Origin of the sequence: Streptomyces sp. 11-1-2 (assembly GCF_003595545.1) — a bacterium.
In the GTDB taxonomy this organism is placed as follows: domain Bacteria; phylum Actinomycetota; class Actinomycetes; order Streptomycetales; family Streptomycetaceae; genus Streptomyces; species Streptomyces hygroscopicus_B.
Map to the genome: position 1 here is coordinate 9,391,175 of NZ_CP022545.1, position 25,363 is coordinate 9,416,537.

At 70.1% G+C, this 25,363-nt stretch carries 22 protein-coding genes; 20 read left to right on the forward strand and 2 right to left on the reverse strand.

What is annotated here, in order from left to right; translation table 11 throughout:
* Positions 1-14 precede the first annotated feature (14 nt).
* The 10 genes from CGL27_RS40415 (at position 15) to CGL27_RS40460 (ending at position 10,443) form a co-directional block, all read left to right on the forward strand.
* A complete protein-coding gene (locus tag CGL27_RS40415; protein ID WP_162953180.1) occupies positions 15-2,186 on the forward strand; it encodes a HAMP domain-containing protein in 2,172 nt (723 codons plus the stop codon).
* Between the two features lie 10 nt (positions 2,187-2,196).
* Positions 2,197-3,732, forward strand: coding sequence for a poly-gamma-glutamate synthase PgsB (gene pgsB / locus CGL27_RS40420; protein WP_119992492.1), 1,536 nt, complete (start codon positions 2,197-2,199; stop codon positions 3,730-3,732).
* Entirely contained in the window at positions 3,729-4,211 is a 483-nt protein-coding gene (locus tag CGL27_RS40425) for a poly-gamma-glutamate biosynthesis protein PgsC/CapC (protein ID WP_014056460.1), read from the forward strand. Before pgsB ends, CGL27_RS40425 begins: the two co-directional genes overlap by 4 nt.
* A 21-nt stretch (positions 4,212-4,232) precedes the next feature.
* On the forward strand, positions 4,233-5,294 hold the full coding sequence (locus CGL27_RS40430; protein ID WP_119992493.1) for an NlpC/P60 family protein: 1,062 nt from the start codon (positions 4,233-4,235) through the stop codon (positions 5,292-5,294).
* Positions 5,295-5,408: 114 nt separating this feature from the next.
* Positions 5,409-5,846 carry a Fur family transcriptional regulator gene (locus tag CGL27_RS40435; protein ID WP_078639630.1) on the forward strand — a complete coding sequence of 146 codons (438 nt, stop codon included), beginning with the start codon at positions 5,409-5,411 and terminating at the stop codon, positions 5,844-5,846.
* A gap of 33 nt (positions 5,847-5,879) precedes the next feature.
* The gene (katG, locus tag CGL27_RS40440; RefSeq protein ID WP_119992494.1) at positions 5,880-8,108 is read left to right on the forward strand and encodes a catalase/peroxidase HPI; all 2,229 of its coding nucleotides are present in this window, start codon (positions 5,880-5,882) and stop codon (positions 8,106-8,108) included.
* A 231-nt stretch (positions 8,109-8,339) separates the two neighbouring features.
* Entirely contained in the window at positions 8,340-8,750 is a 411-nt protein-coding gene (locus CGL27_RS40445) for a Tat pathway signal sequence domain protein (protein WP_078639628.1), read from the forward strand.
* Positions 8,747-9,361: a class F sortase gene (locus CGL27_RS40450; RefSeq protein ID WP_119992495.1), complete on the forward strand. Its 615-nt coding sequence runs from the start codon at positions 8,747-8,749 to the stop codon at positions 9,359-9,361. Before CGL27_RS40445 ends, CGL27_RS40450 begins: the two co-directional genes overlap by 4 nt.
* An 88-nt stretch (positions 9,362-9,449) precedes the next feature.
* On the forward strand, positions 9,450-9,941 hold the full coding sequence (locus tag CGL27_RS40455; RefSeq protein WP_078639626.1) for an RNA polymerase sigma factor: 492 nt from the start codon (positions 9,450-9,452) through the stop codon (positions 9,939-9,941).
* Positions 9,925-10,443: a hypothetical protein gene (locus CGL27_RS40460; RefSeq protein ID WP_119992496.1), complete on the forward strand. Its 519-nt coding sequence runs from the start codon at positions 9,925-9,927 to the stop codon at positions 10,441-10,443. The genes CGL27_RS40455 and CGL27_RS40460 overlap by 17 nt, the downstream gene beginning before the upstream one ends.
* A 30-nt stretch (positions 10,444-10,473) precedes the next feature.
* Here CGL27_RS40460 and CGL27_RS40465 read toward each other — a convergent pair whose 3' ends face one another.
* Complete coding sequence (locus CGL27_RS40465) at positions 10,474-12,069, reverse strand: cation acetate symporter (protein ID WP_078639624.1); 1,596 nt, start codon at positions 12,067-12,069, stop codon at positions 10,474-10,476.
* On the reverse strand, positions 12,066-12,461 hold the full coding sequence (locus CGL27_RS40470; protein WP_078639623.1) for a DUF485 domain-containing protein: 396 nt from the start codon (positions 12,459-12,461) through the stop codon (positions 12,066-12,068). Before CGL27_RS40470 ends, CGL27_RS40465 begins: the two co-directional genes overlap by 4 nt.
* 537 nt (positions 12,462-12,998) lie before the next feature.
* Here CGL27_RS40470 and CGL27_RS40475 point away from each other — a divergent pair.
* The 10 genes from CGL27_RS40475 to CGL27_RS40520 all read left to right on the forward strand — a co-directional run bounded on the left by CGL27_RS40475 (position 12,999) and on the right by CGL27_RS40520 (position 25,349).
* Positions 12,999-14,384: an OFA family MFS transporter gene (locus CGL27_RS40475; RefSeq protein ID WP_078639622.1), complete on the forward strand. Its 1,386-nt coding sequence runs from the start codon at positions 12,999-13,001 to the stop codon at positions 14,382-14,384.
* A gap of 292 nt (positions 14,385-14,676) precedes the next feature.
* Positions 14,677-17,526, forward strand: a complete 2,850-nt coding sequence (locus CGL27_RS40480) for a nitrate- and nitrite sensing domain-containing protein (RefSeq protein WP_119992497.1) — start codon at positions 14,677-14,679, stop codon at positions 17,524-17,526.
* A 30-nt stretch (positions 17,527-17,556) separates the two neighbouring features.
* The gene (locus tag CGL27_RS40485; protein WP_078639620.1) at positions 17,557-18,006 is read left to right on the forward strand and encodes a roadblock/LC7 domain-containing protein; all 450 of its coding nucleotides are present in this window, start codon (positions 17,557-17,559) and stop codon (positions 18,004-18,006) included.
* Positions 18,007-18,022: 16 nt separating this feature from the next.
* Positions 18,023-18,634, forward strand: coding sequence for a DUF742 domain-containing protein (locus CGL27_RS40490; RefSeq protein ID WP_240450812.1), 612 nt, complete (start codon positions 18,023-18,025; stop codon positions 18,632-18,634).
* Positions 18,635-18,939: 305 nt separating this feature from the next.
* Positions 18,940-19,770, forward strand: a complete 831-nt coding sequence (locus CGL27_RS40495) for an endo alpha-1,4 polygalactosaminidase (RefSeq protein ID WP_119992499.1) — start codon at positions 18,940-18,942, stop codon at positions 19,768-19,770.
* Between the two features lie 71 nt (positions 19,771-19,841).
* Positions 19,842-21,170 (forward strand): ABC transporter substrate-binding protein, encoded by a 1,329-nt coding sequence (locus CGL27_RS40500; protein ID WP_078647195.1) that lies wholly within the window; start codon positions 19,842-19,844, stop codon positions 21,168-21,170.
* Positions 21,171-21,180: 10 nt separating this feature from the next.
* Positions 21,181-22,131, forward strand: a complete 951-nt coding sequence (locus tag CGL27_RS40505; RefSeq protein WP_119992500.1) for a sugar ABC transporter permease — start codon at positions 21,181-21,183, stop codon at positions 22,129-22,131.
* Positions 22,128-23,039 carry a carbohydrate ABC transporter permease gene (locus tag CGL27_RS40510; RefSeq protein WP_119992501.1) on the forward strand — a complete coding sequence of 304 codons (912 nt, stop codon included), beginning with the start codon at positions 22,128-22,130 and terminating at the stop codon, positions 23,037-23,039. The genes CGL27_RS40505 and CGL27_RS40510 overlap by 4 nt, the downstream gene beginning before the upstream one ends.
* 46 nt (positions 23,040-23,085) lie before the next feature.
* Positions 23,086-24,042 carry a carbohydrate kinase family protein gene (locus CGL27_RS40515; protein WP_119992502.1) on the forward strand — a complete coding sequence of 319 codons (957 nt, stop codon included), beginning with the start codon at positions 23,086-23,088 and terminating at the stop codon, positions 24,040-24,042.
* Complete coding sequence (locus tag CGL27_RS40520; RefSeq protein WP_119992503.1) at positions 24,039-25,349, forward strand: alpha-glucosidase/alpha-galactosidase; 1,311 nt, start codon at positions 24,039-24,041, stop codon at positions 25,347-25,349. The genes CGL27_RS40515 and CGL27_RS40520 overlap by 4 nt, the downstream gene beginning before the upstream one ends.
* The last annotated feature ends 14 nt before the right edge of the window (positions 25,350-25,363 follow it).

A 25,363-nucleotide genomic window follows, 5' to 3' on the forward strand; every position in this document is an offset into this window, starting at 1 on the left:
GCCGAAGGGCCGACATGTCGCTTCTGGGAGGTATCCGGCCCCCCATAGCGGTGCTGTCGGTTCTGCTCCTCTCCCTCGCGGGAATCACCGCCCTCACTCTGGGCAAACCGGACAACGCCCTGGTCCCCAAGGCGGTCCTGACCTCACAGCAGTACGTCGCCGAAGACGGCGCCATCGCGCTGCGGGCGTCACTGGACGAGTCGGTCACCGATCTCACCAGCACCGCGACCCTCTTCAACGAGGGCCGGCCGGTCTCCGCCGACACCGTCCTGGACAAGGTCGGCAACGTCTACCAGAAGTGGCGCGGGACCGCCGTCATCGAGATCAAATCGGGCAAGATGCTCGCCGCCCGCGGCGAGAACGTCCCGCTGACCGCTATCGATCTCACCAAGCTCTCCCGCAGCGACGGCCTGGACCCGCGCATGGTGCGGCTGGAGAACGGCCAGACCCGGCTGATCATCGTCGCCCTGCTGTCCTGGAAGGGCCAGCCGCAGCAACTGCTCGTCGCCTCCAGCACCCTCAGCTTCCCCGGCGTCGACCTCGGCCCCGGCCGCGCCATCGGCGTCGTCGACTCCACCGGCCATCTGCTCTCCAGCCACGGCGGCCTGGACAGCGAGCGGGCGCGGAAGCAGCTCACCTCGTTCGCCAAGACCGCCGCGCGCAAGGGCCGGCAGCACCCCGTCAAGGCCAAGGAGCCCGGCGCGGGCGGCTACACCGGCGTCAGCGGCCACCTCACCGGGGGCGCCGCCAAGGAGGTCCGCACCGTCGGCGGCTACGCCACGCTCGCAGCCCCCCAGGCCGGTGGCGCCACCACCGCCAGCAGCCTCGGCCTGACCGTCGTCACCGAGGTCGACGTCTCCGCCAAGGTCTCCCAGATCACCCGCCCCGCCTTCGGTGTGGCCGCCGCCGGTGCCCTGCTGGTCATCGGCGGGCTCGCGGTGATCGTGCTGCTGGGCACCGTGCAGCGCCCGCTGATCCGGCTGTTCCTGGAGAGCCGCCGCCTCACCCGCGGTGACCTGGCCCGCCCGGTGAGCGTGCCGAGGGCCGGGGAGGCCGCCCGGGTGGGCGCCGCCCTGGAGCGGCTGCGCGGGCAACTCCAGGGCGAGCCCGCGGACGTCGAGGGCCCGGCCGTGCGCAAGGGTCTGGGCGCCCGCGCCCTGCTCGCCGTCTGCGCCGTCCTGCTGCTCGTCTGGTCGGTTCCGCTGATGCTGCTGCTCAACCGCGCCGACTCCGCCGTCAAGGTCCCGGTCCAGATCGTCCACGACCAGAACTCCCGCACCATCACCCTCAGCGACCGGGTCCGCCGCGCGCTCAACGAGGGCCACGCGGATCTGTCCGCGGTCGCCGCCCTGATCGGGGACCGCACCACGCCCGAGGACATGAAGCAGGTGCTGGAGCGCACCATGCAGGACCACGACCGCTACGAGTCGGTGTACGTCCTCGGCGCCGACGGCGAGATCCTCGCGCGGGCCGGCCGCTCCCCGCACCAGGCGGACGGCAAGGGCCCCTCGAAGCAGGCCCTCGAGGTGACCGGCGAGGGCGGCAAGAAGCCCGTCGTCACCGCCACCGCCCAGGCACCCGGCCGGGGCGGCGCCGCCGTCGTCGGCGAGTTCCGCATCGAGTTCGTCAACGCGTTGCTGGGCCGCCAGGGCATGGGCGAGGTCCGCGTCGTGGACACCAAGGGCCGGGTCATCGGCGGCGACTCCGGTTACATCGCCTTCGAGAAGGCGCCCTCGTATCTGACCTCGCTGCTCGCCACCAAGCGGGCCCACGCCACCGTCCAGCGCGGCGGCACGGTGCGGGTCGCGGCCGTCGCGCCGTTCAGCGGCGGCGGCGCGGCCAAGTCGCTCCAGTGGTCCCTGGCGAGCTGGCAGCCCGCCGCCAGCCTGGCGATCCCGGAGTACAGCCTGCAGAACCGGACCGTACTGGCCGGACTGCTGGGGCTGACCGCCGCGGCCGCCTGCCTGGGCTGGCTGCACATCGTCGTCGTACGGCCGCTGCGCGCCCTGGCCGGGCTGGCCGAGGCGCTCGCCGCCGGCGACCGCAAGACCGTGCTGTTCCCGCGCCACCACGACGAGGTCGGCGCCGTCGTCCGCAGCCTGGAGCTGATCCGGCAGCAGCTCCAGGAGCAGCCCCGCAAACGGGACGGCGGCAGCCGGACCCCCGCCGGAGTCGGAAGGAACTGAGGCTCTCACCGTGCTCTTCCTCTACACCGTGCTCGTGGTGTGCGAGGCCGTCCTGCTGATCGCCGGCATCGTCGAACAGCGGCGGCACCAGACCAACCTCGACATGATCCCCACCCGGGTCCTGGTCAACGGCATCCGCGGCAAGTCCTCCATCACCCGGCTGTGCGCGGGCGCCCTGCGCGGCGGCGGGCTGACCACCGTCGCCAAGACCACCGGTACGGCGGCCCGCTTCATCCACCCGGACGCCACCGAGGAACCCGTCTACCGGAAGTTCGGCATCGCCAACGTCGTCGAGCAGATCGGCATCGTGCGCCGCGCAGCCGCCTACAACCCGGAGGCGCTCGTCATCGAGTGCATGGCGGTCATGCCGGCGCTCCAGGAGATCAACCAGTCCAAGCTGATCCGCTCCACGATCGGCGTGCTGTGCAACGTCCGCGAGGACCACCTGGCCGAAATGGGCCCGACGCTGGATGACGTGGCGCGCTCCCTGTGCCGGTCCATGCCCGAGAACGGCATCTGCGTCACCGCCGAGCAGGACCGTTTCGACATCCTCCAGGAGGAGGCGGACGCCCGGAACTGCCAGTTGATCTACGCCGACCCCAAGACGGTCAGCGACGAGGAGCTGCGCGGCTTCAGCTGGTTCACCTTCAAGGAGAACGTGGCCATCGCGCTCACCGTCGCCGAGCTGGTGGGCGTCGACCGCGAAACCGCCCTCAAGGGCATGTACGACGCCCCGCCGGACCCCGGTGTCCTGTCCGTCGAGCGGTACGCCACCGAGGACGGCAAGAAGCTGCGGTTCGCCAACGTCTTCGCGGCCAACGACCCCGAGTCGACGCTGATGAACATCAACCAGCTCCTCGACCTCGGCGCCATCCACCGCCCGCTCAACGTCGTCATCAACTGCCGCCCCGACCGCGTCGAGCGCAATGGCCAGATGGGCGAGATCATCCCCGACCTCGACCCCGAGCAGGTCTTCGTCATCGGGCATCCGGCCAAGTCCGCCATCGACGCCATCCCGGCCGAGTACCGGGGCCGCGCGGTGGACCTCGGCGGCGACCGCCGGGACCCCGAGGAGTTCATGGCCGAGCTGCTCGGACATCTCGGCCCCGACTGCTCCCTGGTCGCCATCGGCAACATCCACGGCCAGGGCGAGCTCCTCCTGGAACACCTCGCCGAGCTGCCGGCCGACGACAGCGCCGACGAGGTACCGGCAGCCCCGGCGGCCCCGGCCCCGGCGGCCGACGAGCGCCATGTCGAGCACGTGGACACGATCCAGCTCTACGCGCCCCGCCTGGACCCCTACCAGCGGTACCCGGAGGCGTACGAGAGCCGGTACGCGCCCCAGGCGCACGTACCGCATCAGCGCACCTCCGAGCAGCCGTCCCCGCGGCAGTCCGACGGCCAGGACTCCCGGGAGCCCTGGCCCGCGGTGGTATCCACCCCCGAGTCCCCGCAGCCCCGCGGCCTGTTCGAGCCGCGCGTCCCGCCCGCCCCGCCCGCCGACGACTCCCAGCAGGGGCAGAACCCAGGAGAGCAGCACCGTTGATCCCCGCCGTCCTCACCCCTGAGATCGCCGCCATCGGCATCGCGATCGGGCTGCTCTTCTCGCTGGTCTGCTATCTGACCACCAACCTCTCGCCCGGCGGCATGATCACCCCGGGCTGGCTGGCGCTGACCCTCGTCGAGGATCTGCAGCGGGCCGCGATGGTGGTCGGCGTGACCGTGCTCACCTACGTGGGCACGCTGCTGATGCAGAAGTTCGTGATCCTCTACGGCAAGCGGCTGTTCGCCGCGGTCGTGCTGCTCGGCGTGACGCTCCAGGCGACCGTGATGATCATCCTGTCGCTGGAGTTCCCGCTGATGTACGCGAACCAGACCCTCGGCTTCATCGTCCCCGGACTGATCGCCTACCAGTTGGTCCGCCAGCCCCGGGGGGCCACCCTGCTGTCCACCGGGTCGGTGACGCTGATGGCCTATGTCGTCCTCACCGCCGGCATCCTCCTCGGCGTCATGCCGTCCGCCTGACCCACGACCGGAGCCGATCCCATGCCACCCAAGAAGAAACGCCACGTCCTGCACGCCGCCACCGTGCTCGCGCTGCTCGGCGCCAGCGGCTATCTGACCGTGGAGCTCAGAAAGGACGAGCAGGCCAAGACGCCCGCCACCCAGGCGGTCATCGACGAGCCGAACCTGGAAGGCGGCACCGGCCGGCCGGGCGGCAAGCAGACCTGGGAGCGGCTGAAGAACCCCGAGCGCACCATCCTGCGCGGCGAGAACGGCCAGATACTCGCCACCTTCACCGACCGCGCCCGCACCGCCACCCTGCGTGGCCCCTCCCGCACCTTCAGCGAGCCCGCGAACACCAAATCCAAGGTGATCACCGAGGACTGGGTGCGGCTGATGCCGGAGGCATGGACCGCGGGCGCCGAGAAGGAGCAGTGGTTCAAGAGCTGGTTCAAGGAGAACTACGGCAGCGAGAAGGAGGACCTCTTCGCGATCGCCTTCCAGTATGTGCAGGGCGCGCCGGTCAAGAAGGATGCCCAGGGCATCCCGTACGCGGGCGACGCGGTCTTCGGACCGTTCAAGCCGGACGGCGTGGACCGTCTGGAGCAGAACGACTTCTACGACTACCTCGGCATCTCCTACACCTTCCGCAGCGGCACCACGCTGGCCCCGCGCCAGGACCGCTACCGGGCGCTGGACTGCTCCGGCTTCATCCGCATGGTGATGGGCTACCGTGCCCGCTACCCCCTGATGGCGACCAACGCCCTCGGCGACGGCCTGCCGCGCACCGCCGACGGCATGGCCCGCTCCAAGACCGGCGTCGACATCATCAAGATGCAGGGCCCCGCCCCCTGGTACACCCGGCCCACCAACATCGACGTTCTGCAACCCGGTGACCTGCTGTTCTTCAAGATGGATCACCGCACCGGCAACCATATGGACCATGTCGCGCTCTACCTGGGGCTGGACACCGACGGCCACCGGGTCTTCGTCTCCAGCCGCAAGGAGCAGAACGGCCCCACCATCGGCGACAACGGCGGTGTCTCCCGCATCGACGGCAACGGCTTCTACGCCGGGCTCTTCCGCAGCGCCAAGCGCCTCTGAGGGCTCGCGAGGGGAAAACACCCGAAAATCGGGCAAAGCTTTTCCGCGTTGCGGCAGACTTTAACGCCTCGTTTCCTTGTAGCGTTCGCGTTTATGCGGGTAGGTTCTAGCGGCATGACCGCATCCCAGACTCCGACCCCTGCCGAGGAGCTGCGCGGTGCCGGCCTGCGGGTGACGGCGGCCCGTGTCGCGCTGCTCGAAACCATCCGGGACGGTGACCACCTCGGTGTCGAGGCGATCGCCTCCGGGGTACGCGATCGCGTCGGCCACATCTCCCTTCAGGCCGTGTACGAGGCCCTCCACGCGATGACCGCGGCGGGCCTCGTACGCCGCATCGAACCGGCCGGCAACCCCGTCCGGTTCGAAGGACGCGTCGGCGACAACCACCACCACGTCGTGTGCCGGTCGTGTGGTGCCGTCGCCGATGTCGACTGTGCCGCCGGTGAGGCGCCCTGCCTGACCGCGTCCGACGACCACGGCTTCTCGATCGACGAGGCCGAGGTCATCTACTGGGGCCTGTGCTCCGACTGTTCCACCGCCACGAGTTCCTGAGCACCATGATCCGCCCAGCTTGGAAGGATTCCCATGTCCGAGAACCATGAGGCAATCGTCACAGACGCGAAGACGGAGGAGGCGGGGGGCTGCCCGGTCGCGCACGAGCGCGCTCCGCATCCGACTCAGGGGGGCGGCAACCGTCAGTGGTGGCCGGAGCGGCTCAATCTTAAGATCCTGGCCAAGAACCCCGCCGTGGCGAACCCCCTGGACGAGGGGTTCGACTACGCGGAGGCGTTCCAGGGGCTCGACCTCGCGGCGGTGAAGCAGGACATCGCCGAGGTGCTGACGACCTCGCAGGACTGGTGGCCGGCCGACTTCGGCCACTACGGCCCGTTCATGATCCGTATGGCGTGGCACAGCGCGGGCACCTACCGGATCAGTGACGGCCGTGGTGGCGCGGGCGCCGGTCAGCAGCGCTTCGCCCCGCTCAACAGCTGGCCGGACAACGGCAACCTGGACAAGGCGCGCCGTCTGCTGTGGCCGGTGAAGAAGAAGTACGGGCAGGCCCTGTCCTGGGCCGACCTGATGATCCTCACCGGCAATGTCGCCCTGGAGTCGATGGGCTTCACCACCTTCGGCTTCGGCGGCGGGCGCGAGGACGTCTGGGAGTCCGAGGAGGATGTGTACTGGGGCCCGGAGAACACCTGGCTCGGGGACGAGCGCTACACCGGTGACCGGGAGCTGGAGAACCCGCTCGGCGCCGTGCAGATGGGTCTGATCTACGTCAACCCGGAGGGCCCGAACGGAAACCCGGACCCGATCGCGGCGGCCCGCGACATCCGTGAGACCTTCCGCCGGATGGCGATGAACGACGAGGAGACGGTCGCGCTGATCGCGGGCGGCCACACCTTCGGCAAGACCCACGGCGCGGGCCCCGCCGACCACGTCGGCGCGGACCCCGAGGCCGCCTCCATCGAGGAGCAGGGCCTGGGCTGGCGGAACAGCTACGGCACCGGCAAGGGCGCGGACGCCATCACCTCCGGCCTGGAGGTCACCTGGACCACCACGCCCACCCAGTGGAGCAACAACTTCTTCGAGAACCTCTTCGGCTACGAGTGGGAGCTGACCAAGAGCCCGGCCGGCGCCCACCAGTGGCGGCCGAAGGAGGGCGCGGGCGAGGGCACGGTGCCGCACGCCCACGACTCCGCGAAGAAGATCGCCCCGAACATGCTCACCACCGACCTGGCGCTGCGCTTCGACCCGGTCTACGAGCCGATCTCCCGCCGGTTCTACGAGCACCCCGACCAGTTCGCGGACGCCTTCGCCCGCGCCTGGTTCAAGCTGACCCACCGCGACATGGGCCCCAAGTCGCTGTACCTGGGCCCGGAGGTCCCGGCGGAGACCCTGCTGTGGCAGGACCCGCTGCCGGAGGCCGAGGGCGAGGCCATCGACGCCGCGGACATCACGGCCCTCAAGGCCAAGCTCCTCGACGCGGGCCTGAGCGTCGCCCAGCTTGTCTCCACGGCGTGGGCGTCGGCCTCGACCTACCGCGGCAGCGACAAGCGCGGCGGCGCCAACGGCGCGCGCATCCGCCTCGAGCCGCAGCGCGACTGGGAGGTCAACGAGCCCGGTGAGCTCGCCACCGTGCTGCGCGCCCTCGAGGGCGTTCAGCAGGAGTTCAACGCCGGTGCCGGTGCGAAGAAGGTGTCGCTGGCCGACCTGATCGTGCTCGGCGGCGCGGCCGCCGTGGAGAAGGCCGCCAAGGACGCCGGATACGACATCGAGGTGCCCTTCACCCCGGGCCGTGTCGACGCGACCGAGGAGCAGACCGACGCGGAGTCCTTCGTCGCGCTGGAGCCGACCTCCGACGGGTTCCGCAACTACGTCGGCAAGGGCAACCGGCTGCCGGCCGAGTACCTGCTGCTCGACCGGGCCAACCTGCTGACCCTGAGCGGTCCGGAGATGACGGCCCTCGTCGGTGGCCTGCGGGTGCTGGGCGCCAACTACCAGCAGTCGGCGGCCGGTGTCCTCACCGAGACGCCCGGCGTGCTGACCAACGACTTCTTCGTCAACCTGCTCGACATGGGCACGACGTGGAAGGCGACCTCGGAGGACCAGAGCACCTTCGAGGGCCGTGACGGCGCCACCGGTGCGGTCAAGTGGACCGGCACCCGGGCCGACCTGGTCTTCGGCTCCAACTCCGAGCTGCGGGCGCTCGCCGAGGTCTACGCGAGCGATGACGCGAAGGAGAAGTTCGTGAAGGACTTCGTCGCCGCCTGGGTCAAGGTCTCCAACCTCGACCGGTTCGACCTCGTCTGACGCACCTGAGCACGACGTCCAGGCCGGCCCGCACGGGCCGGCCTGGACGTTTTTCGTCCGGCGTGCACTCCGGCGGTCAGCCCGGACTCCGGCCCGGACTCCGGCCCGAACAGGGCCGACCGACACACTTTGCCAGCTCTTTACAACCCGCCGCGCCGCTGCCTCGTCTCTCCGCTCGATCCGTAACCCGCCCGCCGCAGAGCGGGCGGACCGACGAAAGAGAGCGATTCCATGCGCCGCACTGTCCTCAGCGCGATGACACTCGCGTGTACCGCCGTCCTGGTGAGCACCGCGCCCGCGTTCGCCGACGAGAAGACTCCGGCCCCCCGCGACCCCTCGGCCGCCGCGGCCCCGGCCCAGAGCGCGGAACCCACCCGCGGCCCGGCCGCCAGCCCGGTCCCGAGCCAGCAGCGGACCCGGCCGGGCGCCGCCACCCCGGCCCCGAAGGAGGAGCCCACCAAGACGCGGGACCGCGGCCAGGTCGGCGTCATCCCGAGGGGCGCGCCGAACACCGGCGTGACGGCCAAGTCCGCCGGCTCCGACGCAGAGGGCCAACTGATCGGCGGGGGCGCCGCCGCGGCGCTCGTCGCGGGCGGCGCGGCGGTCTTCGTCGTCCGTCGCCGGCGGGCGACCGGGGCATGACCCCGTTCTCCAGGCGCGCGTTCACCACGGCGGCGATGGCCTCGCTGCTCGTGGGCTGCGGCGGCCACCCGGCCCGGCAGACCACGGCCGCACCAGGTTCCGGGCGGACCTCACCGCCTTCCCCGACCCCCGTGAAGGCGGCGCGTCCCCTGGGGCGTTCGGTCCCGGTCCGGCTGCTCATCCCGGCCATCGACGTCGACACCCCGGTCATGCGGCTGGGGCTGGCGCCGGACGGAAGTATGCGGGTGCCGCCGGTCACGGCGCACGACCAGGCGGGCTGGTACCGGCACTCACCGACACCGGGACAGGTCGGCCCGTCGGTCATCCTCGGCCATGTGACGGTCGGCGACTACGGTGACGGGGTCTTCCGTCACCTCGCGCGGCTGCGCCGGGGCGACCGGGTCGTGGCGCGCCTGGAGAACGGCACGGCGGCGGTGTTCGCCATCACCGCCGTACGGACGGTGGCCAAGGCGGACTTTCCGGCGGACGACGTCTACGGGGACGTGGCCCGTCCGGAGTTGCGGCTGATCACCTGTGGTGGCCCGCGCTCCGGCGACGGCTACCTCGACAACGTGATCGTCTTCGCCGCCCTGACCTCCGCCGGCTCCTGACCCACCCCTGGATCCCGGGCCGCCGACGGAACCTCCGCCGGCGGCCCGGGGTCTTCCCCTCCGAGCGCCATCACGACCATGGAGTGCGTTGAAACGGTCCCGTGACAGGGCGGCGTCCGAGCTGTTCGCCGCCCTCTACCCACGCCTCGCCGGCTGGTGCCGCCGGCTCGTCGACGACGACGAGACGGCCCATGAGATCGCCTCCGAGGCATTCACCCGGCTCTGGGCCCGCTGGACGTCCGTGGAGGAGCCCCGTGGCTTCCTCTACGTCACCGCGGCCAATCTCGTCCGGGACCACTGGCGCAAGATGGAGCGCGAGCGCAAGGCCATGCGCCGGGCCACCTCCGAAGCCGCCCTCCGCCCCCATGCCGAACAGGCCGACCCGTCGGTACGCCTGCTCGTACAGTCGCTGCCGGAACGACTCCGCGTTCCGATCCTGCTGCACTACTACGCTGATATGCCGATCCGGGAGGTGTCCGTACTGACCGGGCGCAAGGAAGGAACCGTCAAGGCCGACCTCCACGCGGCCAGAGAACTGCTCCGCGTCCACCTGAGGAGAAGCCTTGACCCCACACTTTGACGACGGCCCGGAGCTGGAACCCGACGACCCCCTCGCGGTGATCCTGCGGCCCACCTCCGACTACCTCGGCCCGCCCCCCGGCCGGTACGAGGCGATCCGCCGCGCCGCGGCCCGCCGCCGGCTGCTGCGCACCGCGGCCGGGGTCGGTGTGTCCTGCGCCGTCGCCGCCCTCATCGCGCTGCCGCTCCGTCTGACGGCGCCCGAGACACCCGCGCGCCCGACGGTGCCGCTCGCCCCGCCGCCCGCGACGGGCCGTACGGCGCCCCCGCTCCCGTCGGCGCCCGCCGGTCGTCCCTCGGTGTCGCCCACCCCGTCGGCGCCGTCCAAGACCCCCAGCCAGCGCGCCACCCGCGGGCCCCGAGGCGAGACCGCCGGCCCCCGGGACAGCGGGGACGTCCCCCTCCGCGGGCGGCCTGTGGCACCGAGCTCCTCGGCGCGGGCCGAACCGTCGGAGCGCCGGACGGGCGCCCTCCCCACCCCCGGCGCCATCCGCCGGCCGTAGGCGGCCCCGGGCGGGGCCGCCCGGGGCGGCTTACACCTTCGAACCGATGCCGGTCAGCGACCGGACCTCCATCTCCGCCTGCTTCTTGGAATCCGAGGAATCCTTGCTGAAGATCGTGCCGAGGAATCCGCAGAGGAAGGAGAGCGGAATCGACACCAGGCCGGGGTTGGTGAGGGGGAACCAGTGGAAGTCCATGCCCTTGATGATCGACGTGGAGCCGCCCGAGATCGCCGGTGAGAAGATGATGAGCACCAGGCCGGACCCCAGACCGCCGTAGATGCTCCACAGCGTCCCGGTCGTGTTGAACCGCTTCCAGAACAGCGTGTAGAGGATCGTCGGCAGATTGGCGGACGCGGCGAGCGCCAGGGCCAACGACACCAGGAAGGCCACGTTCTGGCCGTTGGTGACGATGCCGCCGAGGATGGCCATGAAACCGATCACCAGCGCCGTCAGCCGCGCGACGCGGATCTCCGAGCGCGGGTCGGCCTTGCCGTTGCGGATCACGTTGGCGTACACGTCATGGGCGAACGAGGCCGAGGCGGCCAGGGTCAGCCCGGCCACCACCGCGAGGATCGTCGCGAAGGCCACCGCGGAGACGACGCCCAGCAGCATCGCGCCGCCGATCTCGAAGGCGAGCAGGGGAGCGGCGGAGTTCTCGCCGCCCGGGGCGTTGACGATCCGGTCCGAGCCGACGAGCGCGGTGGCGCCGTATCCGACGATCAGGATCGACAGGTAGAAGATGAACATCGACCAAGAGCACCAGACCACCGAACGCCGGGCCTCCTTGGCGTCGGGCACGGTGTAGAAGCGCATCAGCACATGCGGCAGGCTGGAGATGCCGAGGACCAGTGACAGGGACAGCGAGACGAAGTCGAGCTTGGTCATCGCGTTCTCGCCGTACCAGCCACCGGGGTTGAGCAGATCGGCGCCCAGCGAGCTGTTCTGCGCCGCCTGGTCGAGGATCGCCGAGAAGCTGAACCCGAACTTGCCGAGCAGGAACACGCTCATGAACGTCACGCAGATCAGCAGCAGGCCCGCCTTGATGATCTGCACCCAGGTCGTGCCCTTCATGCCGCCCACCAGGACGTAGAAGACCATGACGAGGCCGACACCGGTGATGATGAGGGCCTGCCCGCCCTTGCTGTGCACATTGAGCAGCAGGGCGATCAGACCACCCGCGCCGGCCATCTGGGCGAGCATGTAGAAGAACGTGATGACCAGGGTGGAGTTGGCCGCCGCCGCGCGCACCGGGCGCTGCTTCATGCGGTAGGCCATCACATCGCCGACCGTGAACCGCCCGGTGTTGCGCAGCCGCTCCCCGACGAGCAGGAGGGCGACCAGCCACGCCACGAGCCACCCCACGGAGTAGAGGAACCCGTCGTAGCCGTGGACGGCGATCGCCCCCGAGATGCCGAGGAACGAGGCCGCGGAGAGGAAGTCGCCGGACAGGGCGATGCCGTTCTGGACGCCGGTGAAGGCGCTGCCCGCGGCGTAGTAGTCGGAGGTCGTCGAATTTCTATTGGTGGCCTTGTAGACGACGAACAGCGTGATGAGGACGAAAGCGAAGAAGACGCTCAGGTTGATTATCGGGCTGCCGGTCGTGCGGGCTGCGATCTGCAATGTCATTCCTTGCCGACTCCCGCCAGCTCGTGGATCGTGTCCACCTGCGGGTCAAGTTTCTTGCGCGCGAAGCGCCGGTACGTCAGGACGATCGCCATCGTCGATACGAACTGCAGCAGGCCGAAGACGGTGCCGGTGTTGACCGCGCCGAACAGCTTGCGGCTCATGAAGTCGTGGTCATAGGCCGAGAAGAGCACGAAGGTCATGTACCAGCACAAGAAGAAGGCGCTCATCGGGAAGATGAACCAGAGCAGTCTCTTGCGGAGAAGTTTGAACTCCGGGCTCTGCTGAATCGCCTCGAAATCGGGCTCCCCGGTGTCGTCACCGCGGTCGGTGAACCCCGTTCCGGTGGCCCGCTCGGATGGCAAGGAAGCGGGCGGTCGCACCGATTTATTCATGGTCTTCTCCGGGGTGTTTCTGACGAGGCGTCGGTTCGGAGCGCCCGCGCTCGAGCGGTGGAGGAAGGGGCGACCGGCGGGCCCTTGACGCCGCAAGTGTAGTGAGGCGCCGGACACAGTCAACGCCGCCCCCGGCTCTCACCGGTGCAGGTGGGCGGGTGTCATGGTAAGCATCGGACGTCGGCGCCCTCTCGAATATGGTGGGAGTCGTCGCTGAACCAATACTTTGTCTCTCCTTCCCGTGTTGTCCATTTTGACTTGGTGTCAGGTTGGCGATGGCCGCTGAGGGTTGCGCCTTGAGGACATTTCGGGACCCGGCGTTGTGTCCCAAGTGTCGCCACTGGTAGAACCTCACCTCGGGTAGAACGTCCCATCGTGCGTGAGCATGAGTGCTGTGAGCGTGCCGCTGTGCAGTGAGTCTGCCACTGGCATATGACGGCAGCCCTGTGCTCGCCACTGCCTCCCCCGAGGTGTTTGGATAGGTACAGGAATGCAGTCTGCGGGGGTGCTCTCAAGAAGCCGGAGGTAGGTTGATCTGTGGGTTTCCTCGATCGCTCTCGCATCATCGCAGGGGCGGGATGGAATCGTTGGCTGATTCCACCGGCGGCGCTTGCGATCCACTTCTCCATCGGCCAGGCGTACGCCTGGAGCGTCTTTAAGATACCTCTGGAAGATTCCCTAGACATTTCGGGGACGGCTAGCGCCCTCCCCTTCCAGATCGGCATTCTGGTGCTCGGGCTCTCTGCCGCGTTCGGGGGAACGCTGGTCGAGAGAAAAGGCCCGCGCTGGGCCATGTTCGTCTCGCTCGTGGCCTTCTCCACCGGCTTCCTGGTCGCCGCCCTCGGCGTCGCCACGCGCAATTACTGGCTGGTCGTTCTCGGATACGGCGGCATCGGCGGGGTCGGCCTCGGCATCGGGTACATCGCGCCGGTGTCCACCTTGATGAAGTGGTTCCCGGACCGGCCGGGTATGGCCACCGGTACGGCGATCATGGGGTTCGGCGGCGGCGCGCTGATCGCCTCGCCCTGGTCGACGGAGATGCTCAAGGCGTTCGGCAGCGACACCAGCGGCATCGCGAAGACCTTCCTGGTGCACGGCCTGGCCTACGCCGCCTTCATGTCGCTGGGCGTGGTGCTGGTGCGGGTGCCGCCCGAGGGCTGGCGGCCGGCCGGCTGGACGCCCCGCGACGACTCGGGCAAGCGGCTCGTCACCACCGCGAACGTATCGGCGAAGAACGCGGTGCGGACGCCCCAGTTCTGGCTGCTCTGGATCGTGCTGTGCATGAACGTTACTGCTGGTATCGGGATCCTGGAGAAGGCCGCCCCGATGATCCAGGACTTCTTCCAGGACACGGCCAGTCCGGTGAGCGCGAGCGCCGCCACCGGCTTCGTCGCGCTGCTGTCCCTGGCCAACATGGCCGGTCGCTTCGTTTGGTCCTCGGTCTCCGACGTGGTCGGCCGGAAGAACATCTACCGCCTGTACCTGGGCGCCGGTGCCCTGCTCTACCTCACGATCATGCTCGAAAAGGACAGCAGCACCGCGTTGTTCGTCGCCTCGACCATGGTGATCCTGTCGTTCTACGGCGGTGGATTCGCCACCGTTCCGGCCTACCTCAAGGATCTGTTCGGCACCTACCAGGTCGGCGCGATCCACGGCCGGCTGCTGACCGCGTGGTCGGTCGCCGGAGTCGCCGGACCGCTCATCGTGGACTCCATCGCGGATTCCGCGCATGAGTCCGGGGACACCGGCCCGGCCCTCTACACCTTTTCGTTCACTCTCATGATGGGGCTCCTTGTCATCGGCTTCATCGCGAACGAGCTGGTGCGTCCGGTGAATCCGAAGTTCCATGAACCGGAGCCGGCCCAGGCGGAGTCGGCGTCCCCGGAGGAAACCCCCGACCCCCTTCCGGCAGAGAGGCGGTAAGCCGGTGACTGACGCAGACAGCCCTTCGCCGGACGTGGCCAAGACGGGTTCTCCTGTGGTCATGGTCGTGGCATGGCTGTGGGTGGCTGTGCCGTTTCTGTACGGTCTATACCAACTGGCCGAGAAGAGCAGCAAGTTGTTCGAGTAAAGGCAGGTGCGCCGACGCATCGCCGAAAGCGATGTGCCGGCGCGCTGCCGGGCGTTCGACTTTCCCCATCCGGGGAAATTCCAGGAGAAACGGCATCGTGATACATCCCTGTGGGCAAGCCGGTCCGAGCGCGGAGCGCGCCTCATGACCCCGGGCAGGCATGCGGCCGCGCGCGATCGCTCACCGTCGTGGTGGGCCGGCGTCGTGGAATGGCGCAACTGGCGGCTGCCCGTGAAGCTGGGTGCCGTTCTGGTGGTGCCCGCCCTGCTCGCCGTCGCCTTGGGCGTCGTGCAGATCCAACGCGACGTCGCGCGCGCGAACACCTACGCGGACGTGCAGCGGCTGGTCAGACTGCGCGGTGGGCTGATGCCGTTGATCAGCGATCTGCAGATGGAACGGACGATGTCGGCCGAGCGGCTGAGAGACCGCGCGTCCGCCGATCCGGCCATGCTCCGGCAGCAGAACCAGCGCGTCGACCGCGCGCAGGCCGCCGTCACGCGCACCACCAAGCGGGCACAGGGTCTCGAAGGGGTTTTGGCGAACCGCTATCGCGACGCGTTCAAGATGCTGGACGGGCTGCCCGCGCTGCGCCAGAAGGTGACGTCCACGGACATCGGCTCGTGGACCGCGGTGACCGAGTACAGCAAGATCATCAACGGTCTGCTCGACCTGGACCAGGCGCTGGGCAGCCGGTTCGGTGAACCTCAGCTCTCCGGACCGGCCACCGCGCTGTACGACCTGGAGCTGGTCCAGGAACAGGTCCACCTCCAGCACGTGATCGTCATGGACGCGCCCGACCCCGGCACGCTGAAGGACCCCAAGCTCATCAGGGCGCTCCAGGAGTCCGACATCCGCCTGCGGGACAAGCTGGGCGACTTCCAGGCCGTGGCCACCGCGGGGGACCAGCGCGCCTACCAGCGGACCGTCACCGGCCCGGAGGTCGAGCGGCGCACCCGGCTGCTGGACACCGTGCTGTCCCAGGCGGGTTCGCAGAGCTCCGGACAGAACGCCGCCGATACCGCGCCGTTCTCCGTCCGCGACTGGAACCGCAGTTCGGAGGCGACCGGAACCCTCATCAACACGGTGGAGAAGCGGCTTGCCGACCGGCTCCGCGTGACCTCCGCCAAGCTGCAGGACGAGACGAGCGACCGGGCCGGTGCGGAGTCCGTGCTGCTCTTCGCCGTGCTCCTGCTCGCCTTCGCCATCGGTATCGCCATCGCCCGGCATCTGCTGCGGTCGCTGACCGTACTGCGCTCCACCGCGCTCGACGTGGCCGAGCGCCGGCTCCCCGAAGCGGTGTCGAGCATCCGCGAGGGCGAGATGGCGACCACGTCGATCAGCGCCGTACCGGTCCACACCACCGAGGAGTTCGGGCAGCTCGCCAGGGCGTTCGACGCGGTGCACGGCCAGGCCGTCCGCCTGGCCGCCGAGCAGGCCGCGCTCCGCGGCGACCTGCGGGACACCCTGGTCAACCTCTCCCGGCGCAGCCAGAGCCTGGTGGACCGGCTGCTGCGCCTGATGGAACAGCTCGAACTGCACGAAGAGGACCCGGACCAGCTGGCCAGCTTCTTCAAGCTGGACCACCTGGCGACCCGGATGCGGCGCAACAACGAGAACCTGATGGTCCTGTGCGGCAGCACCCCGGTCCGCCCCTCCGAGCAGCGCGTGCCGCTCGACAATGTGCTACGGGCCTCGGTCTCCGAGATCGAGCACTACCGGCGGGTGGTGGTGGAGCCCGTTCCCGCCGCCGAAGTGATCGGGTACGCTGCCGGTGACCTGGCGCGAATGATCGCTGAGCTGCTGGACAACGCCACCGCGTTCTCCCCGCCGGAGACCCAAGTGGTCGTCAGCAATACACTGCGCCTGGACGGTTCCGCACTGATCGAGGTCCGCGACGAGGGATTCGGGATGAGCGGCGCCGAATTGGCCAAGGCTCATCGGCGCGTAGCGGGGGACGTATCCGTGGAGGTACCTACGTCCCGGCAGATGGGCTTGACCGTCGTCGGCCGTCTGGCCCGTCGCCACGGCGTCACCGTGGAGCTGATCTCGGAGCGCGACACCGGCGGTGGGCTGCGCGCGGGCGTGCTGGTCCCGGCCAGGCTGATGCTCGCGGACAAGCCCGCCCTCGCGGGCCGGGAGAGCTCCCTGCCCGTCCGGCGGACCTCCGCCAGGACGGCCGAGCCGGTGGGCACACGCCGGGAGACCGGCGCGGCCCCGGCGGCGCCGCTGCCGCGCCGCGCGACCGATGGCGCCCGCTCGCTGCGCGCCGGGGATTCCCCGGCCGACTCCGGGGACACGGGCCGCTCCCTGCCGACCCGCTCCAGCGGCTCGCGGGCGTTCGTGGATGCCCCGCAGCCCGGCGGACTGCCGCGCCGGATACCTCCCGCCCAGGCCGGCCGGCCCGCCCCGGTCGGCGAGGACGCGCCGGGGAAGGCCGCCGCCCTCGGGAGCGGCAACGGCGAGGGGAACGGCAACGCCCCCGCGGACCGCCGTGCCGTACAGCGGCCGGGACAGCCCCCGCTGCCACCGCGGCGTTCACGTCCGGCCGCCCGGGACGACGCCCCCTCGCCATGGTTCGCCTCCACCGAGGCCGAGACGGCCCCGGCGGGCTCCCCGGCCGAGGAGCCGGCCGAAAGCCGTAAGCCGGCGGACCTCCCGGCGTCCGAACTCCCCCGGCGGCCCGTCCCCGCCGCGCCCGCGCCCCCCGGCGAGAGCCGGCCGGATGCCGCCGATGACCCCGGCCAGATCGTCCACGAGCGGCCGGGCGCCGCGGACGCGGGCGGAGTCACGCAGGCCGGACTGCCCCGGCGGGTGCCGCGCCAGGACCCGGGTACGGACCGGGCCAAGCCGCGCGCCACCGAGGAGCGCCCCAAGCCGCGTGGAGCCGCGGACGAGGAAACCGTGCGGCGGAACGCCGGCCGCACCCATTCATTCCTCAGCAATTACCAGTCGGGCATCCGCCGGGGTCAGCCCGACGGACGCGACGAGACATAAGGTCTCAGCGAAGATGGACAGGAAGAACCAATGACCTCACCCCAGCTGCGGGAGGTGAGCCAGTTCGGATGGCTGGTCACCAATTTCACCGAGCGCGTGCCCAATGTGGCGCACGCCGTGGTGGTCTCGGCCGACGGACTGTTGCTCACCGCGTCGGACGGGCTGGCGGCCGATCGGGCCGAGCAGGTCGCCACCATTGCCGCGGGGGCCATCAGCCTGATCCAGGGCGCCGCCCAGTGCCTGATGACCGGTGATGTGCGGTCCTCGGTCATCCAGATGGAGCTCGGGAACATGCTCCTGATGTCGATCGAGGACGGCTCGTGTCTCGTGGTGCTGGCGGCGCCGGACTGCGAGATCGGTCAGGTGGCCTACGAGATGACCGTACTGGTCGACCAGGTCGGCGAGATGCTGACCCCGGAGCTCCGCGCTGAGCTGCAGGAGCTGAACCTGCAGGGCGTGAAGCGGACATCAGCCCAATAGGCCGGACGGGGAGATGATGAGCACCGGTGAAGGCCCTTCCGGGCAGGGACCTGGGAGAAAACAGGGGGCGGAGGACGAGCAGACCTTCGCCGACGTGCTCAACGCCTTCAGCTTCGGCAAGGGGCGACGTGGGCGGAAGGCACCTCGGTCCGACGGGACGCCGGAGGCCCCCTCCCGCCGTGAGGGCGGGGACGGCCGGCCCGAGGAGCCCGGGGAATCCTTCCCGAGGGCGTCGCCGGAGTCTGAGGGGCCGGCCGCCTGGGAGTCCGAGCACGACGAGAGCCAGGGCCCGGCCGCGCTCGTGCGCGCCTACTCATGGACGGGCGGCCGGACCAGGTCCCACCATCACTTCGAGGTCGAGACCCTGGTGACCACCACCGAGCTGGGTCACCGCTCCGCCGACGTCCTGCAGGCGGACCACCGCCCGGTGATCGCGCTGTGTCAGGAGCCGAGGTCGGTGGCCGAGGTGGCGGCCATGCTCCTGGTGCCGCTGGGGGTGGCCAAGGTGCTGCTCGGCGACATGGCGGAGCGCGGGCTGATCGTCGTCCACCGGACGGCCTCCGAGGAGGGCGCCGCGCCGGACCGTGCCCTGATGGAGAGAGTGCTGGTGGGGCTTCGGCGGATCTAGTGTGTTCGGCGCGCGGGGACCGACGGGTTCCCGCGCATCGACATGCCCGCATCTGTGCGTAATGTCCGCCGTGGAGCCCCTCCGCTCTGATCGCTTGTGCGTGTTCCGGGCCGACACTGAGCAGTTTCACGCTCTTGACGTGGCTCGGTCTGATCGGTTTACTCCCTGGCACGCCGATGTCGAATGCTCGGCGACAGAGGTACGCCCAGCCGGTATGCGGCCCCGCCGCGAGTCCGGCCCGAGTCGCCAGGTCGCTGTCTGCGACCGAGGCGGGGCCGTGCCCACGGATCATGGAGCTCTCAGCGATGAGCCTGAACCGTTCGCGCATCCGTACCACTGTGGGCGCCGCCGTGGCATGCGCCGCGGCCGGCGTTCTCGCCCCGGCCCCCGCCTCGGCCACCTCGGCCGCCCTTCCGCCGGTCCACGCGGACTTCGACTACCAGATCGGCGGGGCGTACACCCCGCCGTCCGGGGTGCGGGTCGTCAGCCGCGACCACAGCGCCTCCCCGGCACCCGGTCTGTACAACATCTGTTACGTCAACGCCTTCCAGACGCAGAAGATCGGCCAGCCTGGCGGCCCAGCGGACTGGCCCGCCGATCTGCTGCTCAAGAACGACGACGGTGACGTCATCATCGACACGGACTGGGACGAGGCGATCCTCGACATCACCACCGAGAAGAAGCGGGAGGACATCGCGGAGAAGATCGACGCCCAGATCGACGAATGCGCCGCCAAGGGCTTCAACGCGCTGGAGCTGGACAACTTCGACACCTTCACCCGTGATGTCGTCGAGGGCAGGATCACCGAGGAGCACGCCCAGACCTACATCCGGATGCTGTCCGCCTACGGCCACGGCAAGGGCCTGGCGGTCGGCCAGAAGAACACCGTGGAGCTGGCCAAGAACCACGCGGCCAACGGCCTCGACTTCGCCATCGCCGAGGAATGCGGCAACCCCGAGTACAACGAGTGCGCCGACTACCTCGCGGAGTTCGGGAACAACGCCATCTTCATCGAGTACACGAACGCCGGGATGAAGAACGCCTGCGAGTACGGCGACCGGGTGAGCGTCGTCCAGCGCGACCGCGATGTCCTGCCCAAGGGCGAGGGCGGTTACGTCCGCAAGACCTGTCCGTAGTCCTGGCCGAGGACGGTGTGGCCGCCGCGGACCGCGGCGGCCACGCATCCACCGAACATCTGGAGGCAGACATGGACACGGTCCGCAGTGGCCGCGGCGGGCCCTCGCGCCGCGGCATCCTGCGCGGCGGTGGCGCGCTGGCCCTCACCGCGGCAGCGGGTACGGCGGTGGCGGGATGCGGGACCGGCCTCGGCGTGGACTCCGACGGAACCGTCCACATCGAGGTGTGGCACGGGCAGAACGGCCCCTCGCTGAAGGCGTTCAAACGGCTCGTGGCCAACTTCCACCGAAGCCACCCGGCCATCCGGGTCGACATCGGCGGCGGGGTGCTGGCGGACGACATGCTGCAGAAGGTGATGGCCGGTCTCGTCGCCCAGTCGCCACCCGACGTCGCCTACATCTTCGGCTCCGACCTGGCGAGTGTCGCCAGAAGTCCCCAGCTCGCGGACATGACGTCGGTCGTGGAGTCCCAGCCGGTGCCCTGGAACCAGTACTGGCCGGCCGCCCGGGAGGGCGTCATGGTCGACGGTGTGGTCCGTGCGGTGCCCGCGGTGCTGGACTCGCTCGCCGTGGTGTGCAACAAGAAGCTCTTCCGCGAGGCCCGGCTGGAGCTGCCCGCACCGGGCTGGACCTGGCAGGACTTCACCGAGAAGGCCCGGAAGCTGACCGACCGCGGCAAGGGCACGTTCGGCACCGGCTGGCCCGGCGCGGGCGACGAGGACACGGTGTGGCGGATGTGGCCCATGATCTGGGACCTGGGCGGCGAGGTCATCGCCAAGGGCAAGCGGGAGATCGGATTCACGGGCGAACCCGGCGTCCGCTCCCTGGATGTGCTCGCCGAACTCGCCAGGGACCGAAGCGTCTACGTCGACCCCAAGCCCGGCGGCGAGCAGATGTACCAGGCGTTCTCCACCGGTCGGCTGGGCATGGTCGCGACCGGTCCCTGGCAACTGCCCGACATCCGCCAGGCGAAGATCGACTATCACGTTGTCCCCCTGCCCGGCTTCCACGGCCGGTCGGTGACGATCTCCGGCCCCGACACCTGGAGCGTGTTCGACAACGGCTCCGCGCGGCTGACGGCCGCCCGTACGTTCATCGGCTGGCTCATGGAGCCCGAACAGGCGTATCTGTGGGACTCCGAGGCGGGCAGCCTGCCGCAGAGCCGGCCCGCCGAGCGCCGTCCGAAGTGGCGGAAGCACGCGGCCGAGGTGCCCGGTCTCCCGGTGTTCACCGAGGTGCTGGAGACCGCGCGGGTACGGCCCGTCGACCGCGCCTACCCCAAGATCTCCATGCCGTTCGGCGAGGCCATCACCGCCGTCCTGCTCGGGAAGAGCACACCGGCGAAGGCGCTGCGGCGGTGCGCGGACGAAGCCAACGCCGCCATGGCCAAGGTGCGTTGAGGAGCCCCACATGTCCCGTCTGCCCACCCCCATCACCCGTCCGGCGCCGCGCACACCGGCCGGGTCCGCACGCCGCAGAGGCCGCCGGGAGGCCGTGACGGCCTGGGTGTTCGTCCTCCCCTCCGTCCTGGTCATCCTGGGCCTGAGCGTGGTCCCCGTCCTGTGGTCACTGCTGCTGTCGTTCCAGTACAGCGACCTCCTCACCCCGAGCGTCTGGGTGGGCTGGGACAACTACCGCCAGCTCGCCGACGATCCGCAGTTCGCCCAGGCCGTGCGCAACACACTCGTGTACACCGCGCTGTATGTGCCGCTGAGCATCGGCCTGGGGCTGGCGCTCGCGCTGGTCCTCAACCGCCGCATCCGGTTCTCCGGCCTGTACCGCACCCTGCTCTTCGTGCCGTTCGTGGTCTCGGCCGCCGCCCAGGGCGTCCTGTTCTCCTTCATCCTCGACCCGGAGTTCGGCGCGGCCAACGCGCTGCTGCACCGTCTCGGGCTCTCCCCACAGGGGTTTCTGTCCGATCCGGCCCAGGCCCTGCTGGTCCTGGTGGCCATCTCCCTGTGGAGCGGCACCGGCTTCTGCGTAGTGATCTACCTCGCCGCCCTCCAGGACGTACCCCGGGAACTCACCGAGGCCGCCACCCTCGACGGCGCGGAACGCCGCCATGTGCTGCGCCATGTCACCCTGCCCACCATCGCACCGGTCAGCGTGTTCCTGCTGCTCTGGCAGACGATCAGCGCCTTGCAGGTCTTCGACCTGGTGTATGTGACGACGAAGGGCGGTCCGCTCGGATCCACCACCGTGATCGTCTACTTCGTCTGGGAACAGGCGTTCCGGAACTTCACCGCCGGATACGGGGCCGCGGCGGCCTACGTCCTCGGCGTCGCCCTGCTCGTGGTCGCCGCCGGGCTGCGGCTGGTCCGGCGCCGCGACGACCGCCGCCTCAAGGGAGCCACGTCATGACGGACCTGTCCCACCTCCCCGGGAGAGCCACCGACCGGCTCCGGCCGGTCGGCCGGAGCACCGGGGAGCCCGTGGCCCGCTCACGGCGCCGGTTCCGGCTGCCGTTCAGCCCGTGGCATCTGCTGCTCGCGCCACTGGCGCTGCTCTTCGCCGTACCGCTGATCTGGCTGGGGCTCAGCTCCGTGATGAGCGACGCGGAGATCAACCGGTTCCCACCGGCGCTCTGGCCCTCCGGGATCCACCTGGGCGGCTACCGATTCGTCCTCGGCAACGCGATGTTCCCGCGCTGGTTCGCGAACTCCCTGATCGTCTCGGCCGTCGCGGTCTTCTCGAACCTGCTGCTCGGGACGCTGGGCGGATACGCCTTCGCCCGGATGCGGTTCGGCGGGTCCCGGGTGCTGCTGGTCCTGATGCTGGCGACCATGGCCATCCCGTTCCAGCTCACGATGATCCCGACCTTCCTGGTCATGCGGAAACTGGGGCTCGTCGACACCCTCGGGGCGCTGATCGTGCCGTCGCTGGTGACGCCGTTCGCGGTGTTCCTGCTGCGGCAGTTCTTCCTCTCCCTGCCAAGAGAGCTGGAGGAGGCCGCCTGGATCGACGGGTGTTCGCGGCTGCGGGTGCTGTTCCAGATCGTGGTCCCGCTGTCCCGCCCCGCGCTGAGCACCGTCGCCGTCCTCACCTTCCTCACCACCTGGAACGACCTGTCGTGGCCGCTCATCGCCCTGAACCACGACGCCAACTACACCCTCCAACTGGGCCTGACCACCTTCCGGGGACAGCACCACACCCAGTGGTCGGCCGTGATGGCGGGAAACGTCATCACCGTCCTGCCGGTGCTGCTCGCCTTCCTCGCGGCCCAGAAGACCTTCGTCCGGTCCATCACCTCCACCGGTCTCAAGGGCTGACCACGGCCCCGTACCGCCCCTCCCTCACCACTCGTCAGGAAGCCGTATGCCGCCCACCTTCGACCTGCTCGTCATCGGGGACGCCAACCCGGACGTCATCGTCGGACCGCTCACCACCCCACTCGCCTTCGGCCAGCGCGAACAGCTCATCGACAGCGGCGCGCTCACCCTCGGCGGATCCGCCGCGATCACCGCGTGCGGCGCCGCCCGGCTGGGGCTGCGCGTGGCCTTCGCCGGACGCGTCGGGGACGACGGCGCCGGACACTACATGCGCGACCAACTCGCGGAGCGGGGCGTCGACGTCAGCGGGCTGCACCTGGACCCGAGCCTGCCGACACCGCTCACGGTCATCGTGACCCGCGGCGACGACCGGGCCATCCTCACCGCGCCGGGCACCCTCGCCGCGACCTCGGGGCGGGATGTGCCCGAGCACCTGCTGACCTCGGCCCGGCACGTCCACGCCGCGTCCTACTTCCTCCTGCCGGGGCTCGCCGCCGATCTGCCGGGCCTCTTCGACACCGCCCGCGCGGCGGGCGCCACCACCTCGCTCGACACCAACGACGACCCCTCGGGCCGATGGGACCGCGCGTCGCTGGCGCCCGTCCTCGCCCGGACCGACATCCTGCTGCCCAACGCCGCCGAGGCGCACCGGCTGGCCGGCACCGACGGCACATCCGTCCCGGCCGCCGTCGAACTCCTCGCACACCAGGTGCCGCTGGTGGCCGTCAAGAACGGGGCGGACGGCGCCCTGTGCCACGACGGCCGGACCCTGCTCACCACCGCCGGTATCCGCGTGACACCCCAGGACGCCGTCGGCGCGGGGGACAGTTTCAACGCGGGCTTCCTCGCCGGACGGCTCGCGGGCCGGCCCATCGCCGAGGCGCTCGACCTCGCCGCCGCCTGCGGTGCGCTGTCGACCCGCGCCGCAGGCGGCACCACCGCCCAGCCCACCTGGGAAGAAGCCCTCACCCACCTCACCGTCAACGGAGACAGCCCGTCATGACCAACCCCAAAATCGTGCTGATCGGCGCCGGAAGCGTCGTCTTCACCCAGGGCCTGCTGGCGGACCTCTTCGCCTTCCCGGAGCTGACGACCGCGCGGATCGCCCTGCACGACATCGACGCGGAACGCCTGGCCACCGCCGAGGCCGCCGCCCGGTACATCGCCGAGCGGCGGGGCGCCGACGCGCACATCACCGCACACGCCGACCGGCGCGAAGCACTCGACGGCGCCGACTTCGTCATCAACCTCGTCCAGATCGGCATGGGGGAGGCCACCCGCACCGACTTCGAGATCCCCGCCCGCCACGGAGTGCGGCAGACCATCGGCGACACCCTCGGCGTCGGCGGCATCTTCCGCGCCCTGCGCACCTTCCCGTTCCTCAAGGCGCTCGGCGAGGACATCGCCGCCGTATGCCCCGGGGCGTGGCTGCTCAACTACACCAACCCGATGGCCATGAACGTGCAGTACCTCACCGCGGCCACCGGCCTGACCCGGGTGGTCGGCCTGTGCCACTCGGTGTACTGGACCATGCACGACCTGTGCGCCCTGCTCAAGGTCCCCTTCGACGAGATCACCTATCGCGCCGCCGGGGTCAACCACCAGGCGTGGGTGCTCCGTTTCGAGCACGACGGCACCGACCTGTACCCCCGGCTGGACGCGCTGATCGCCGAGGACGAGCAACTGCGGCGCCGGGTCCGCGTCGACATGTACCGGCGGCTCGGCCACTACCCGACCGAGACCAGCGAGCACTCCTCCGAGTATGTGCCCTGGTATCTGCACCACGACAGCGAGATCGAGCGGCTGCGGCTGCCCATCGGCGCCTATCTCGGCATCGTGGACGAGAACGTCGCAGACTACGAGCGGACCCGCGACGCCCTCGCGACCGGTGCCTGCATCGACGTCGAGGGGACCATGGAGTACGCCCCGCAGATCATTCACTCGATGGTGACCGGCACCCCCAGGACCGTCTACGGCAATGTGCCCAACCACGGCCTCATCGAGAACCTTCCGGCCCACGGCGTGGTCGAAGTGCCGTGTCTGGTCGACCGGTCCGGTGTCCAGCCGACCCGTGCCGGTGCGCTGCCCCCGCAGCTCGCCGCGCTCAACCGCACCTACCTCAGCATGAACGACCTCGTGGTGCGGGCGGCCCTGGAGGACGAGCCGCGCCACATCCGGCACGCGGCCATGACCGACCCGGCGACCGCCGCCGCCCTGCGCGTCGAGCAGATCTGGGAGCTGTGCGACGACATGGTGCGCGCACACGCCGAACGGCTGCAGCCCGGGCTGCGCGCCACTCTCGGGAACTGAAGGCCCCTGGCCGC